Origin of the sequence: Herbiconiux liangxiaofengii, from assembly GCF_041927335.1 — a bacterium.
Classification (GTDB): domain Bacteria; phylum Actinomycetota; class Actinomycetes; order Actinomycetales; family Microbacteriaceae; genus Herbiconiux; species Herbiconiux liangxiaofengii.
In genome coordinates, this window is record NZ_JBHFHD010000016.1 from 85354 (window position 1) to 100559 (window position 15206).

At 72.5% G+C, this 15206-nt stretch carries 13 protein-coding genes; 6 read left to right on the plus strand and 7 right to left on the minus strand.

From position 1 onward, the window contains the following. Positions 1-54 precede the first annotated feature (54 nt). A complete protein-coding gene (gene manA, locus ACEXOR_RS16625) occupies positions 55-1359 on the plus strand; it encodes a mannose-6-phosphate isomerase, class I (protein WP_374850851.1) in 1305 nt (434 codons plus the stop codon). A 24-nt stretch (positions 1360-1383) separates the two neighbouring features. Here the strand turns inward: manA and ACEXOR_RS16630 are convergent, their stop codons facing one another. Beyond that, on the minus strand, positions 1384-2340 hold the full coding sequence (locus tag ACEXOR_RS16630) for a GlxA family transcriptional regulator (RefSeq protein WP_374850852.1): 957 nt from the start codon (positions 2338-2340) through the stop codon (positions 1384-1386). A gap of 194 nt (positions 2341-2534) precedes the next feature. Between ACEXOR_RS16630 and ACEXOR_RS16635 the strand changes: the two genes are divergently transcribed. From ACEXOR_RS16635 to ACEXOR_RS16645, 3 genes are all read left to right on the plus strand, one after another. Next, positions 2535-2864: a WhiB family transcriptional regulator gene (locus tag ACEXOR_RS16635; protein WP_374850853.1), complete on the plus strand. Its 330-nt coding sequence runs from the start codon at positions 2535-2537 to the stop codon at positions 2862-2864. 139 nt (positions 2865-3003) lie between these two features. After that, positions 3004-7167, plus strand: a complete 4164-nt coding sequence (locus ACEXOR_RS16640) for a glycosyltransferase (RefSeq protein ID WP_374850854.1) — start codon at positions 3004-3006, stop codon at positions 7165-7167. Then, a complete protein-coding gene (locus ACEXOR_RS16645) occupies positions 7157-9022 on the plus strand; it encodes a DUF5719 family protein (RefSeq protein WP_374850855.1) in 1866 nt (621 codons plus the stop codon). Before ACEXOR_RS16640 ends, ACEXOR_RS16645 begins: the two co-directional genes overlap by 11 nt. 43 nt (positions 9023-9065) lie before the next feature. Here ACEXOR_RS16645 and ACEXOR_RS16650 read toward each other — a convergent pair whose 3' ends face one another. Further along, complete coding sequence (locus ACEXOR_RS16650) at positions 9066-9506, minus strand: metallopeptidase family protein (protein WP_374850856.1); 441 nt, start codon at positions 9504-9506, stop codon at positions 9066-9068. Between the two features lie 105 nt (positions 9507-9611). Between ACEXOR_RS16650 and ACEXOR_RS16655 the strand changes: the two genes are divergently transcribed. Continuing rightward, positions 9612-9818 carry a DUF3499 family protein gene (locus tag ACEXOR_RS16655; RefSeq protein WP_374850857.1) on the plus strand — a complete coding sequence of 69 codons (207 nt, stop codon included), beginning with the start codon at positions 9612-9614 and terminating at the stop codon, positions 9816-9818. Positions 9819-9845: 27 nt separating this feature from the next. Here ACEXOR_RS16655 and ACEXOR_RS16660 read toward each other — a convergent pair whose 3' ends face one another. Genes ACEXOR_RS16660 through ACEXOR_RS16675 form a run of 4 tightly spaced genes read right to left on the minus strand, consistent with a single transcriptional unit; the run spans position 9846 to position 12771 of the window. Beyond that, the gene (locus ACEXOR_RS16660; protein WP_374850858.1) at positions 9846-10229 is read right to left on the minus strand and encodes a DUF2834 domain-containing protein; all 384 of its coding nucleotides are present in this window, start codon (positions 10227-10229) and stop codon (positions 9846-9848) included. Further along, positions 10226-11242, minus strand: a complete 1017-nt coding sequence (locus ACEXOR_RS16665; protein ID WP_374850859.1) for a hypothetical protein — start codon at positions 11240-11242, stop codon at positions 10226-10228. The genes ACEXOR_RS16660 and ACEXOR_RS16665 overlap by 4 nt, the downstream gene beginning before the upstream one ends. Then, positions 11239-11865, minus strand: coding sequence for a MerR family transcriptional regulator (locus ACEXOR_RS16670; protein WP_374850860.1), 627 nt, complete (start codon positions 11863-11865; stop codon positions 11239-11241). The genes ACEXOR_RS16665 and ACEXOR_RS16670 overlap by 4 nt, the downstream gene beginning before the upstream one ends. A 45-nt stretch (positions 11866-11910) precedes the next feature. Continuing rightward, positions 11911-12771, minus strand: a complete 861-nt coding sequence (locus ACEXOR_RS16675) for an RDD family protein (protein WP_374850861.1) — start codon at positions 12769-12771, stop codon at positions 11911-11913. Between the two features lie 17 nt (positions 12772-12788). On the opposite strand from ACEXOR_RS16675, the gene ACEXOR_RS16680 reads away from it, so the two are divergent. Further along, positions 12789-13784 (plus strand): stage II sporulation protein M, encoded by a 996-nt coding sequence (locus ACEXOR_RS16680; RefSeq protein WP_374850862.1) that lies wholly within the window; start codon positions 12789-12791, stop codon positions 13782-13784. A gap of 78 nt (positions 13785-13862) precedes the next feature. On the opposite strand, the gene ACEXOR_RS16685 is transcribed toward ACEXOR_RS16680, so the two are convergent. Further along, positions 13863-15170, minus strand: a complete 1308-nt coding sequence (locus ACEXOR_RS16685) for a DUF58 domain-containing protein (protein WP_374850863.1) — start codon at positions 15168-15170, stop codon at positions 13863-13865. Positions 15171-15206 lie beyond the last annotated feature (36 nt).

Consider the following 15206-nt stretch of genomic DNA (forward strand, 5'->3'; position numbering starts at 1 on the left):
GCCGACCGCGGCTTGTAGGTCGTGTGATAACGACCGTGATGTGGAGCAGCAACGATGTTCGTACCGATCACCAACACCCCCCGCGACTACGCCTGGGGGTCGGTCACGGCCATCCCCGAGCTGCTGGGCACCGAGGAGACGGGCGAGCCGCAGGCGGAGCTCTGGCTCGGCGCCCACCCCGGCAGCCCGGCGCGCATCCTGGACACCTCGCTCACCGACGGGCACGACGATCTCGAGGCGTGGATCGCGAGCGACCCCACCCGCATCGTGGGGCGACGCGGGCCGCTTCCGTACCTGCTGAAGATCCTGGCCGCCGCGCATCCGCTCTCGTTGCAGGCGCACCCCACTCTGGAGCGCGCCCGCGAGGGCTTCGCCCGCGAGAACGAGGCCGGGGTGCCGCTGGACTCGCCGAGCCGCAACTACAAAGACCCGCTGCACAAACCCGAGCTCGTGGTGGCGCTGAGCGAGAGGTACGACGCGCTCTGCGGGTTCCGGCCGCTCGTCGAGGTGCGTCAGATCATCGACCTGCTCGTGATGATCGACGGCTCGCAGGCCGCTCCGCGCTGGGAGCTCTACGGCCCGATCGTGCACCTGCTGGAGGACTCGGTGACGGTGGGGGAGTCGGATGCCGACATCCTGCGCTCGGTGGTGGAGTACCTGCTCGGGGGCGGTGAGGAGGTGCCCGTGCTGGTGGGCCATCTCGTGCGCACGGCCGAGAAGGCACTGCACCCGGCGCACGCGCACCTCACCGACCCGTACACGCCGTCGCTGGAGACGGTCGTGCGCCTCAACGAGGAGTACCCGGGCGACCCCGGCATCGTGATCTCGCTGCTGCTGAACCGGGTGACGCTCGCCAAGGGGCAGGCGCTGTACCTGCCGGCCGGCAACATCCACGCCTACCTCTCCGGTCTCGGCGTGGAGCTCATGGCGGCCAGCGACAACGTGCTCCGGGGTGGGCTGACGCCCAAGCACGTCGACGTGCCGGAGCTTCTCGAGGTGCTCGACTTCGACCCGTTGCCGGTGCCGTATCTGGTGCCGACGCATCCGGTGCCGGGATTGTCGGTGTTCACCCCGTCGGTGCCCGACTTCGTGCTCGCGCAGATCGACGTCGGGATCGACCGGCCCTCGGCCGCGCCGTCGGTGGGGTTCAGCCCGCTGGGGGCCGCGATCGGCATCTGCACAGCGGGGTCGGTGACGGTGTCGGGGTCGGCTGCAGGCTCGGGTTCCGGGGTCGGATCGCATCGGCTCTCGCGCGGCGACGCGGTGTTCATCACGCCCGACGAGGGGGCGCTGCAATTCACGGGCACGGGCACGGTGTTCCTCGCGGCGCCGGGCGCGCCGGCCGCCGAGCTGCCCTGAGCGGCTCGCCGTCCGAGCTGCGCGTCAGGCGCTGGCGCGCACCGAAAATGCCCGCCGGTACGCCGCCGGAGTGGTGTCGAGCGTCTTGGCGAAGTGGTGCCGCATCACAGCGGCCGTGCCGAACCCGCTGTCGGCCGCCACCACGTCGAGGCCGTTGTTGCTCTCCTCGAGCAGCTGCTGAGCGCGCAGCAGCCGCTGCCGGTTGAGCCAGGCTCCCGGGGTGGTGCCGGTGTCGGCCTTGAACCGGCGAGCGAAGGTGCGCGGTGACATCAAGGCCCGCTTGGCCAGCTCGTCGACCGTGAGCTCCTGGTCGAGGTTCGCCAGCATCCAGGCGGTCACCTCGCCGAACGAGTCGCTGCTGCACTCGGGGATGGGCGTGGCGATGTACTGCGACTGCCCGCCCGAGCGCTGCGGCGGCACCACCATGCGGCGCGCCACCACGTTCGCAGCCGAGGCGCCCAGTTCCTTGCGGATGAGGTGCAGGCACGCGTCGATCCCGGATGCGGTGCCCGCGCCGGTGATGATCCTCCCGTCCTCCACGAACAGCACGTCGGGGTCGACCGCCACGTCGGGGAACTCCCGCGCCAGGCGTTCGGCGTGCATCCAGTGCGTGGTGGCGGTGCGGCCCGAGAGCAGGCCCGCCTTGGCCAGGGTGAACGCGCCGCTGCAGATGCTCAGGATCCAGGCGCCGCGATCGGCCGCCTCGCGGAGCACCCGCACCACCTCGGGATGCACGTCGGCGTCGATCTCGTGGGCGGGCACGGCGATCAGATCGGCCTCGGCGGCGGCCTCGAGACCGTTCTCGATGATCATGTCGTAGCCGAGGCTCGTGCGCACGGGACCGGGCTCGGCCGCCACGATGGTGAACTCGAAGGCCGGGCCGCCGTGGTTCGTGCGGTCGATGCCGAAGACCTCGCAGACGGTGCCGAACTCGAACGGGGCGACGCCCGGGATGGCGATGAGGGCGACCTTCTTCAGCATGGTGGCAGGTTATCGACGAATCGCGAGAAATGTCTAGTTCTGCCGGTGATCCGGCACGACACGCCCGGTGTCGCAACACTCGATGCCTGGTTGAGGGTTTACCATCTGCGACTTGACGGGAGCGAACTACACGGGTGTAATTAGTCGACGGGGTTTTCGGCAGGTCGCAACGAGTTCAGAGGGTGGAGCGTGATATGGCCGTATCAGATTATCGCCCCGGCGTTCCCGACGACTGGTTCGTCGATCCGGTTCAGCTGGGTGTCCCGGGAGTGCGCAAGCCCCGGGTCGAAGAAACAGAAGAGAACCAGCTCGCCTGGCAGGCGGATTCGCTCTGCGCACAGACCGATCCTGAGGCGTTCTTCCCCGAGAAGGGCGGCTCCACCCGCGATGCCAAGCGCATCTGCACCTCGTGCGAGGTCAAGGCCCAGTGCCTCGACTACGCGCTGGCGAACGATGAGCGCTTCGGCATCTGGGGCGGCCTGAGTGAGCGCGAACGGCGAAAGCTGCGCAAGCGCGCGGTGTGAGGCTGCACGGCCTCGTGCTGTGAGGTGAGGGGAGCGCAGGTCGCTCCCCTTTTTTCGCGTCTCACACGCGATTCATAAGAAAACGGCACGCCGACAGGGGCGGCCGGGTTCATCCGGGCCGCCGCTTAGAGTCGTCCCGATGCAAGCCCGAGTCACTGCCGTCCTCGTCTCCTCCAACGGAGCCGAACACCTTCCGCGAACCCTCGCTGCGATCGCGGCCCAGACCCGTGCACCCGATGCGCTGGTGGTGGTGGACTGCGCCTCGACCGACGCGACGTCGGCGCTGCTCGCGGCCGCGCATCCCACCCGCTTCATCCAGGCCTCCAGTCGGCTCAGCTTCGGCACCGCGGTGGCCCACGCCCTCGGCGTCGCTCCGCCCCCGAACGACGAGAACGAATGGCTGTGGCTGCTCGCCCACGACACCGCCCCCGAGCCGGATGCGCTGGCCGCCCTGCTCGCCGCCGTCGAGGTGAACCCCTCCGTCGCCGCCGCCGGGCCCAAGCAGATGGAGTGGGACGACCCCGACTACATCAGCGAGTTCGGCGAGACCGTCACCAGTACGGGCGCCAGCGTTCCGCTCGTGGAGACCGAGCTCGATCAGGCTCAGCACGACCGGATGAGCGACGTTCTCGCGATGGGGGCCGCCGGTCTGCTCGTGCGCCACACCGTCTGGAACGAGGTGGGCGGCTTCGACCCCGCTCTGCCGACGGCCGACAACGGACTCGACTTCGGCATCCGGATCAGGCTGGCCGGTCACCGCGTGATGGCCGTCCCCGCCTCCCGGGTGGCCACCGACGGCGACGGGCTCGCCGGGCCGGGTCGCTCGATCAAGGGCTCGGCGCGCCGACGCCGGCAGACCGCCCGCCGCGCGGCGCAGCTGCACCGCCGGCTCGTCTACGCGCCCTCCTTCGCCGTGGTGTTCCACTGGCTCTCGCTTGTGCCGCTGGCGGTGGCGCGCTCGCTCTTCCAGCTCGTGCGCAAGCAGCCGGGGGCCATCGGCGGCGAGTTCGCGGCCGCGTTCAAGACGGCTTTCGGCTCGCACATCGGCGCGGCCCGCCGACGGCTGAAGGCCTCGCGCCGGGTCGGCTGGCGGGCCATCGCACCGCTCAGGATGCCAGGCGACGAGATCCGCCGCCGCCGGTCGCTGCAGCGCGAGATCGCGCTCACCTACCTGCGGGGCGAACGCGACCGCATCCAGTTCATCTCCAGCGGCGGGGTCGCGACGGTGCTCGTGGTGGCGCTGATCGGGTTCGTGGTGTTCCTCCCCGTGTTCGGGGCGGCCGCCATCACCGGCGGGGGCGCGCTGCCGCTCGGCACCACCGTGGGCGGACTCTGGTCGGAGATCGGCACCGGATTCCGCGATCTCGGTCTCGGTTTCGTGGGCGCGGCCGATCCGTTCGCCGCCGTGCTGGCCGTTCTCGGCAGCATCACGTTCTGGTCGCCGTCGTTCGCCATCGTCTGCCTCTACCTGGTGGCGTTGCCGCTGGCGGCACTGGCCGCCTGGTTCTGCGCGGCGCGACTGACCGACCGGCCCGTTCTCCGCACCGCGGCGGCCGTGCTCTGGGTTCTCGCGCCGTCGTTCCTCGGCGCGCTCGACGCCGGGCAGATCGGTGCCGTGCTCGCGCACCTGCTGCTGCCGTGGCTCGTGCTCGCGGGGCTCGCCGCGCCCAAGTCGTGGTCGGCCTCGGCCATCGCGTCCATCCTCTTCGCCGCCGTGCTGGCGGTGGCTCCGTCGCTCTGGCCCGCGCTGATCGTGATCTGGCTGATCGCCACCGTCGCCAGCCGTCGCGACGTCGCCCGGCTGCTCGGCATCCCCCTGCCGGCCCTGGCGCTGTTCGCACCGCTCATCTGGAACCAGTTCCAGCGCGGAACGCCGCTGGCGCTGCTCGCCGACCCCGGCCTTCCCGTGTGGCGGCCCACTGTTCCGGTGGTCGACCTGCTGATCGGGCTGCCGCGCACCGGCCTCGGCGGCTGGGAGAGCATCGCGGGCGGGGTGGGCATCGACACCTCCCTGGTGCTGCTGGTCCTCGGCATCCTCGTCGTTCCGCTGGCGCTGGTCGCACTGGCCGCACTCTTCCTGCCGGGTTCGTACCGCGCCGTCGTCGCGGTGATCATCGCGATCCTCGGATTCGCCACGGCCGTCGGCTCGCAGCAGCTGGCACTGGCGACCACCGGCTCGCAGTCGGTCACCATCTGGCCGGGCTCGGGCCTGAGCCTCTACTGGCTCGGACTCGTGGGCGCCGCCGTTCTCGGACTCTCCGCCCTGCCGCGGCTCGCCGCGCTGCCGGCCGTGGTGGCCACGGCCGCCGTGGCCGTGATCGTGCTTCCGTCGGCCCTCGGGGTGCTGCTCGGTACGGCCGAGGTCGCCGGAGGCGACGGGCGACGACTGCCGGCCTACGTCACGGCCGAGGCGTCGAACAATCCCCGGGTGGGCACACTCGTCCTCGCACCGCAGGGCGACGGCGGGCTCGGCGCATCCGTCGTCCACGGCCCGGGGGAGACGCTGGATCAGCAGTCGACGCTGGCGGCCACCGAGGCGCTCGGCGGCTCCGTCGACGGCTCCACGGAGGCCGAGACCGAGGCCGCGACCGACCTGGCCGACGTCGTGGGCAATGCGGCCTCGATCAGCGGCGCCGACGTGTCGAGCCGCCTCACCGAGCTGGGCGTCGAGTTCGTCCTGCTCGCTCCGGCGACCGCCGACGAGCAGGGCGCCGCCGCGGGCGACATCACCTCGCGCACCACGAACGCCTTGAACAGCAACGCGCAGTTCACCTTCATCGGCAACACCTTCGCCGGCTCGCTCTGGCAGGTGGCGGGCGATGACGTCATCGCGACGCTTCCGGCGCCGAACCCCGGCAACACCGGCACCCCGATGGGCGTGCTCGTGCTGATCGTGCAGGCGTTCGTGTTCGGCGTGGCACTCCTCCTGGCCCTCCCTGCCGGCCGCCTGCAGGTGCAGGGCAACCGGGCCGTCAGCACCACGGCGCACGTGGGAGCGGTCGACTCCGTCGAGGAGGAGATCGCCGAGGACAAGCACTCGGAGTACGACGACCGGCTCGCCGTGGGCGAGGAGCCCGAGGCGCTCGAGGTCGACGAGACCCCTGCACGGCCGGGTGGCGCGGCTCCATCGCGCGCCGCCGAGTCAGCGCGGGCGGGATCCGGAGGCTCCCCGTCGGGCGCCGCCGGCCAGGCTTCCGCCGCCGGTCTCGCCGCCGCTGCCGGAGCGGCGGGTGTCGTGGGCGGACGCCCGCAGGACACCCACCCCGACAGCGCCGCCACCGACGTCACCACCCCCGCGGGAACGTACGCGGCCCGCTACGTCGAGGCTCGTCCCGAGGCTCCGGATGCACGGTCCGCCGACTCGGCGGCCCGTGGCGGCGAGTCCGCCGCGGCCTCGTCCGCCACCGCTGCAGCCGCCTCCGCCACCCCCACGGCTGCGCCTGACGCCACCGCCCCCGGCCAGGCTCCGTCAGACCGTGGAGTGGACGCTCCGTGGTGGGCCGGCACCGGCCGCCCCACCGTGCCGAACGCTCCCGAGGGTGCGGGCACCCCGGAAGCCGACCCCGGATCGTACGCGACGGCCGAGTTCGCGGCCCACCGCCCCGCGCCCGCCGTCGAGCCGCCTGCGCCCGCCGGCCAGCTGACGTCGGACGAGCAGCTCGCCGCGGCCCATGCCGATACGGCGCCCACGCCGGTGATCCCCGCTCCCGTGACGCCCGCCGCGCCGGTGACGTCCGACCCCGCTCCCGAAGCGGCCCAGTCGGACCCCGAGTCTGTGCCGGAACCCGAACCCGAAGCGCCGCAGCCTCCGGTGGAGCCCACAGCCGACCAATCGCAGTCGTCGTCAGCCCCTGAGCACCAGCCCGGGGCCGAGTTCCCGTCGCCGATGTCGGCCAGCGATCATGCCGCAGCGCCGGTCGCGGAACCGACCCCGGCGGCACCGGCCCCGGCTCCGGCAGCACCGACCCCCGCGGAGTACTTCGCTGCTCCCACCGATGCCCCTCCGGCCCCTGAACCGGTCACCCCCGAGGCGGCCACCCCTGAACCGGTCACCCCCGAGCCGGCATCCGACCCGAGCGGCCCGGCCGAGCGCCCCGTGTCGCGGTTCGCGCCCGGATACGTCGCTCCGGCCGGCGCGCCCCTGCCGGGTCACGACGCAGCGCTGGCCGACTACGACCCCAACGACGAGACGGTGCTGAGCATCCGAGACGCCGCCGACCACGACGAGGCCGCAGATCGTCCCGATCCCGACCCCGACCGCCCGACCCATCACTCCGAGGAGGACCCGACCGATGGCCGATGACTCCCGCCCCGACCGCACCACCCCCGACCGCACCACCCCCGACGGCACCACCCCCGACGGCACCACCACCTCCGCCGCCGCACCCGTCGATCCCGAGCCCGCCGGCCGGCTCGACCCCGACGCCGCACCGGCTCGTGACGCCGCCACCACCGACCGTCGCGCCGAGACCGGCGATCCCGCCGCCACCGATGCCCGTGAGCCGAACGAGCCCGAACTGCCGGCCGCGTCCGCCGAGCCCCCGGCATCCGACGCAGCCCCCGAGTCCGCCGAGCCCCCGGCATCCGACGCTGCCGACGCCCCCGCGACCTCCGCCGAGCCCGCCACCTCCGCCGAGCCCGCCACCTCCGCCGCGCCCCGCCCCAAGCGCCTCGGTGTCGGCGCCCGCCGCACGCGCCGCCCCGCCCGCACCCCCGCCGCCCCCCGCTCCGGCGGCCGCCGCGCCGTCGCCACCGGAGCCCGCATCGCCACCGGTGTCGTGGTGGCCGCCCTCGCCGCCAGTGCCGTGGGAGCCGCCTTCGTGCTGCCGCTTCCCTCGGTGACGGCGGCTCCCGCATCCGTCACCGTCGAGCCCGCCCCCGCCGAGCAGGTGCGCTCGTGCGCCGGACCGCTGGCCAGGCTCTCCGACGCCACCGGACAAGACGCCACCGCCATCTCGGGTGTCGGCTCGCCCCAGGTGGCGTCGGCCGTCTCGAACCCCGACGTCGCACTCGTCGTGAACCCCCTGCAGTCGCCCGACGACCGCACCTTCACCGAGTCCACCGCACCCCAGCGCGTCGCCCTCCCCGCCGACGCGGCCTCGGGCGACGTGCTCTTCGCCGCCGCGCAGTCGCAGTCCGTCTCCGACGGCGACCTCGTGGGCTTCGCCGCCGCCGCGTGCGGCGAGGCCACCAGCGACAGCTGGCTCGTGGCGGGCGCCACCACGGTGGGCCGCACCAGCTTCGTGGTGCTGGGCAACCCCGGCGACGTCGCCGCGGTGGTCGACCTGGCCGTCTACGGCGATCAGGGCGCCATCGACGCCCCCGGCGCCAACGACATCGACGTGCCCGCACGATCCACGCGCATTCTGTCGCTGGCCGGTCTCGCCCCTGAGCTCGCCGCTCCCGTGGTGCATGTCACGGCCGAGGTGGGGGCCGTCACGGCCGCCCTGCAGCAGAGCGTGGTGCGCGGGCTCGCCCCCGGCGGCGTCGAACTCGCCGGCTCCACCGCCGGCCCGGCCACCGAGCAGGTCATCGCCGGCATCCAGGTCTCCGGCACGTCGTCCATCGCCGAACAGCTCGGCACGCCCGACACCTCCGACCTGCAGAGCGTGCTCCGGATGCTCGTGCCCGGCGCCGACCCGGCGTCGGTCACGATCCGCGTGGCCGAGGAGCGCACGGGCGGCACCTCCACCGAGTACCAGGTGGGCCTCACCCCCGGCGTCGCGACCGAGTTCCCCCTGCAGGACATCCCCGACGGCACCTACTCGGTGACCATCTCGAGCGATCAGCCCGTGGTGGCCGGTGCCCGCACCACGAGCATCGTGAACGGAGCCACCGACTTCGCCTGGTACCAGCCGGTCGAGACGCTCGACTCGCCCTTCTTCGTGGCCGTTCCCGCCGGGCCCGGCGCGCGCCTGCACCTCGTGAACCAGAGCGACGCCGATGCCGAGGTGGTGCTCACCGCAGCGGATGGCACGGCGAACACGGTGACGTTCGTGCCCGGTGCGCGCTCGGTGGCCGTCAACCCCGGTTCGTACACGGTCACCTCGTCGTCGCCGGTGGGAGCCGTCGTCACCTACGCCGGAGCCGGGGCGCTCTCGTCGTTCGCTGTGGCACGGCCCGGAGCCGAGGCGTCGCCGATCACCGTCTACCCCTGAGGCGCTGCGCGTCTCCTCGCGGGCCCGTGGGGCAGGTGGCCGCTCAGAGGTGGCGGAAGCGCTCCGGCGCGAGGTCCCAGGGGTCTTTGCCCAGCAGCTCGGCCACGGCCCGGAACACGCACGACTCGATCGCGAGCCGCCGGTGCACCTCGTCGTCCTCGTGCAGCCGCGACATCCGCTCGATCGGCAGGCGGAACATGATCACCCGGTTCGGCGCCACCGCCCAGCGGTCGACGTGGTCGGGAGACCCGAAGCGCCCGAACGGCATGGTCGCCACCTCGAACCGCACGTCGGCGAGCTCGTTCGGCCAGACGCTGCGCAGGTACTCGGCGGTGGAGGCGACGGTCTGGTCGAACAGGTCGATGCGCGACCGCAGGAACGGCAGATGCGGACCGGCCACCGACGACCGCAGGTCGCGGCCGTGCCGGCTGCGGGTGCGGGCCCGGATGGCCGCCGAACGCGGGGCCTTGCGGGAACGTGCCATGCCCTCAGTCTAGAGTCGCGCCGCCCGCGCCGCGCGGCGCACGAGTCGTGCGACACGGCACCCGGCTGCGGCCCGCCCCGGATGCCCGCGGCTACTGTTGAACCGATGACGAACCGGGAATGCTCGCGACCCTCGTGCCGCGGTGAGGCCACCACCACGCTCACCTACGACTACGCCGATTCGCTCATCGTCGTGGGCCCGCTCAGCCCGGTGGCCGAGCCGCACAGCTACGACCTCTGCGCCCGCCACATCGAGCGCTTCTCGGCGCCCCAGGGCTGGCAGGTCATGCGGCACGTCTACATCGAGCACTAGCCGCTGAACCCGGGGGTCGGCAGAACGTCAGTCCGACGGGTCTCCGGATGCCGCTTCCGACCGCATGGCGCTGAGCCGACGTTCGCGCGCGCAGAGGAACAGCGGGAACGCGAAGGCCAACGCCACCAGTGGCACGAGCACGATGTATGCGGCGACGCCGCGCATCCGGAGTCGCCTCGCCTCGGCGACCATGAACACGATCGCCGCCACGGCGACCACCAGCAGGTCGACGCCGAGCGAGTTCACCGAGGGTCCGCTACCGAACCACTCGCCGAGGAAGTCGCGCCGTTCGACGATGGCGACGATGTTGAAGGTCCAGGTGCCCACGAGTCCGGCCGCCGCCAGCACGAGGTAGACCACGGCGGCGGGGGTCCAGCTGCCCGACCGTTCCCGCGCCGGTCCGGTGCTCATGACCGGGCCTCGGCCGGAACGGCTTCCGGCGCGAGCGCGGGTGGGCGCGCAGAGCGCCGCCCGGCGAGCACGAGCACTCCTACCCACGCCACCACCGTGCCGAGGGCCACGATCCAGCCGGCTGCAGCGAACCCTGCGTCGGGCCGCACGATCGACTGCCCGGCCAGCGCCTGCGCCGTGAGCACCGCGAGGGTCGCGGCGTAGGCCGCCACGGTGACCACCACGAGCCTCAGGCGCACCCTGTCGTCGGCGAGTCGCCGCCCCCGCCGCCCCAGGGCGTCGAGCGCGATGGCCACGAGGGGGATGACCTGCAGCGCGTGCATGCCCACGAAGTGCGGGATGCGCAGGTCGCCGGCCACGGTGCTCCAGCCGAGCAGAGGCAGCCCGGGCCCGCCGTCGGCGAGCCCCACGGTGTGCGCCCCCACGATGCCCTGGTAGTCGTCGAGCTGGGCGGCGGTCGGCCCCGTCATGAGGAAGGCGAGCCCCATGCCCACGAGCGCGATCAGCGCGCCGGCCCGTACCGCCACCGTGAGCGAGCGGGTGGACAGCCGCAGCCGGAACAGCAGCGCCGTGGTCACGAAGCTCGCGACGTAGAGCACCGTGATCGACACGGCCATCGTGCCCCACACCGTCGCCGCGAAACCGTTCGAGACGTTGAAGTGACTCGTCACCCCGGCCGCCGCGGCCCCCACGATCGCCACCTGCTCCACCGCGAGGGCGACCGCGATCACGGTGCCGGCCCTGTGCGCCGTCCGTCGCAGCCGCCCGCGCCCCTCGGGCAACTGGGCGATCAGCCAGGCCCAGGTGACGCTGTAGACGAGGATCGACAGCGAGAACTTCAGCGGCTTCAGCCACACCTCGGCGCCGGTCACCTGCCGGGGGTCGACGATGGCTCCCACCACGCACACCACGCTGCACACCACCATCAGCGCGGCCACCGCCATCAGCGGGCGGTGCCAGGCGAACGCCCGAGCCAGGCCGCCTCGCGCGGAATCGACGGGGGAGGTGGTCATGACGGCATCCTTTCGGCGGTGCGGTGAGCCTGGGCGATGCGCCGCAGGCCCTGGGAGAGTGTGTCGCCGAGCACCGTGCCCACGACCATGAGCTCGGTGCGGTCGGCCGGGTCGGCGATGGCCGCCACGGCGTCGAGGTCGGCCGCCGCCACGGTCGATGCCGCGGCGGCGTACTGGTCGAGGTACTCGTCGGTGGGCGGATGTCCCGCCTTCGCGTACCCGTCGATGGTCTGGGCCACGATCCGCCGCCCCACGTTGTCGCCGCAATGCAGCCAGCCGGCACGCTCGACGACGCCGTCCGTGCGGGCGAGGCTCTCGGGCGACGGATCGCTCACCCCGGTCACCGCGTCGCGCGAGAGCGCGTTCTGAGCCACCTCGAAGGTCTCGGCGAGGGGCTTCGACGAATCGTCGAGGGCGGCCAGCACGGCGGTCACCGAGCCCACCGACAGCTTGCCCACCTCGAGCATCGCCCGGATGAGCCGCAGCCGGTGCACGTGCGACTCGTCGTAGCTGGTGCGGTTGCCGCCCTGCCGAACTCCGGCGGGGAGCAGGCCCTCGCGCACGTAGTACTTGATCGTGGCGGCGGGGGTGCCGGTCAGGTCGACGAGCTGGGAGATCTGCATGTACCGATAGTAACGCTATCGATAGCGGCACTACCAGTTAAATCTTCAGCGGTCGGGAAACCCGTTCGGCAGGCCCGAGAGAATGGGGGCGACCCGCGCCAGGCGCTCCCGCTCGATCATCAGGCCGCGGTACTCGCGGTCGCGGCGCAGCGCCGCGACGGCCACGAGGAAGGCCTCGGGGTGAACGTCGGGCAGGGGCGACACGTACGGCGCGGCCTCCGACGCGAGCTCGGTGGCGAGCCGGATGCGCGTGGCCGGCGACATCCGTTCGGCCTGCGTGAGAAAGGCCACGAGCCGTCGTGAGAGGCGGTCGGGCAGCTTCGCCACGTCGGCCGTCACCGCCCAGGCCGCGAGTTCGGGCGGAACGCCGAGCCGGAACGGCTTGGGGGCCGGAACCCGCTCGTGCTGGCTGTAGGTGCCGGCGAGCAGGTCGCCGAGGCGCTTCGAGCGCGAGTTGAGGAGCGCGACGATGAAGGCGAGCCCGCCGAGGGTGGCGAACACCTCGACGAAGCCGAGCAGGCCGCGGATGATCGAGTGCCGGAGCGTGATGGCGCCGCCGTCGTCGCGCACGATCCGGGCCCCGACGGCCAGCCGGCCGAGCGACCGGCCACCGGTGGCGACCTCCACCGCGATCGGCGCCACCACGAGGAACAGCACGGTGAGCGCGATGGAGAGCGCCTGGGTGAGCGCGGGGTCGAACGCCACGCCGGTGGCGACCACGGCCGAGTAGAACCACAGCGCCGCGATCAGCGGCAGGATGTACGCCACCAGGTCGATGGCCCCGCTGGCGCTGCGCAGCAGGAATCCGGCGGGTCGCACGTCGAGGGCGACGGCCTCTCCGGTGAGCAGTTCGTCGTCGCCGGGCGCGGAAACTGCGGATGTTCCGACCCCGAACGGCTGCGACATGAATATCATCTAATCAGATGGATCTCGACGCGTACTCCGAAGCCCATCGTGACGAGTGGGATCGTCTCGATGAACTCGGTCGACGCCGCGCGTTCAGCGGGCGCGAGGCCGACGAGCTGATCGAGCGCTACCAGTCGGGTTCCACCCAGCTGTCGGCCATCAAGACGGTGGCGGGTTCCACGGTTCAGGGCGACCGGTTGTCGGTCTCGCTCTCGCGGGCGCGGCTGCGCTTCACGGGCACCGGCTCGAACATCCTGCGCCGGGTGCCGATGTTCTTCGCGGTGCAGCTGCCCGCAGCGCTCTACCGGCTGCGCTGGCTCACGCTCGCGGCGGCCGTGGCCACGGTGATCATCGCCACCCTGTACGCGGTGTGGATCTCGCAGAACCCGGCCGTGATGGCCGCCCTCGGCGACAGTGCCGACCTGAAGAAGCTGGCCGACGAGGACTTCGTCGACTACTACTCCGAGAACCCGGCGGCCTCGTTCACCGGGCTGGTCTGGACCAACAACGCCTGGATCGCCGCCCAGTGCATCGCGTTCGGCATCCTGGGCGTCTTCGTGCCGTACATCATCATCAGCAATGCGCAGAACCTCGGCGTGAACGCGGCCGTGATGTTCGAGTACCAGCACGGCGACGTGTTCTTCCTCTACATCCTCCCGCACGGCCTGCTCGAGCTCACCGCCATCTTCGTGGCCGCCGCCGCGGGGCTGCGCATCTTCTGGGCCTGGGTGGCCCCCGGTGCGAAGACCCGCAGCCGCTCGCTGGCCGAGAACGGCCGTTCGCTGTTCACGGTGGCGCTCGGCCTCGTGGTGGTGCTGTTCGTCTCGGGAGTCATCGAGGGCTTCGTCACGCCGTCGCCGTTGCCGTGGTGGCTCAAGATCGGCATCGGAGTCGTGGCGCTCCTGGCGTTCCTGTTCTACATGGTCGTCATCGGCGGCCGTGCTGCGCGGGCGGGCGAGACCGGCGACCTCGAGGAGTTCGAGGCCGGAGCCACCCAGCTCGTCGCCGGCTGACCCCCCCCACGTCGGCGAGTTGCGCCAAAACGCCCTTTCGCGGTGCCGCGAAGGGCGTTTTGGCGCAACTCGACGAGGCTAGAGGCGGCCGGCGGCCTTGAGCGCGATGTAGCGGTCGGCCAGCGCCGGGGGCAGGTCGGCGGGCGACCCCGTGATCACGTCGGCACCGAAACGCTTCAGCACCGTGGTCACGCGGGCGGCGTCGAGCAGCGCGCGCTCCGCCGCCGCGGCACGGTAGACCTCCTCGCGGTCGCTGCGCTGCAGCACGCCGGCGAGCACGTCGGGGTCGGTCACCGAGCTCACCACCACCATGTGGTTGCGGGTCAGCTGCGGCACGATGGCCATCAGCTCGCGCGAGATGCCGGGGGCGTCGATCGCCGTGGCGAGCACCACGAGCGAGCGCTGCGTGGTCACCTGACGAACGAGGCCGGGCACGGCCGACCAGTCCATCTCGATCAGGTCGGGATCGATGGGCGCCATCACGTCGACCATGCGCGAGAGCAGCTCGGGCCCTGAGGCCCCGTGCACCCGCCCCCGCAGCCGCCGGTCGTACAGGATGACGTCGACCCGGTCGCCTGCACGGGTCGCTAGGGCGGCCAGCAGCAGCGCACTCTCGAACGCGGTGTCGATGCGCGTCTCGTCGTCGATGCGTGCCGCCTGGGTGCGCCCGGTGTCGATCACGATCACCACGCGACGGTCGCGCTCGGGCCGCCAGGTGCGCACCATCACGTCGGTGTGCCGCGCGGTGGCGCGCCAGTCGATGGAGCGCACGTCGTCACCGCGCACGTACTCACGCAGGCTGTCGAACTCGGTGCCCTGGCCCCGGATCATCACGCTCGCGCGTCCGTCGAGCTCCCGCAGTCTCGCCAGTCGCGAGGGGAGGTGCTTGCGGGCGTTGAACGGGGGCAGAACCCGGATGCGGCCGGGCGCCGTGAGGGTCGCCTGCCGCCCGGCCAGCCCGAGCGGGCCGGTGCTGCGCACGGTGATGCGTTCGGTGCGGCGCTCGCCCCGGCGGAACGGGGTCAGCGCGAGCGACAGGGCCCGGCGCTCTCCGGGCGGGATCGCCACGGGCTGCCGCGCGGTGCTCGGCCCCGCGGAGGGCTGCCAGGCGTCACGCACGACGGCCCGCAGCATCCGTCGACCGGTGTTGGTGAGGTAGAGCGTGCTGGTCGAGGTCTCCCCGAGCCGTACCCGGGCCGGCAGGGTGCGCTCGACGGCGAGCCGGCGCGGCGAGGCGGCGGCCACGAGATCGACGATCACGAGCACCAGCACGAGGGCGATCCAGCCCAGCAGCGCCTCGACGGCGCGATCGTAGATCGTGCTGATCAGCACCACCGGCAGCACGCCGAGTGCGAGCAGCGCGACGGCCCTCCCCGTGAGCGTCACCGTCGGCCGTCCCGTGCGCCCCGTCGAGTTGCGCCG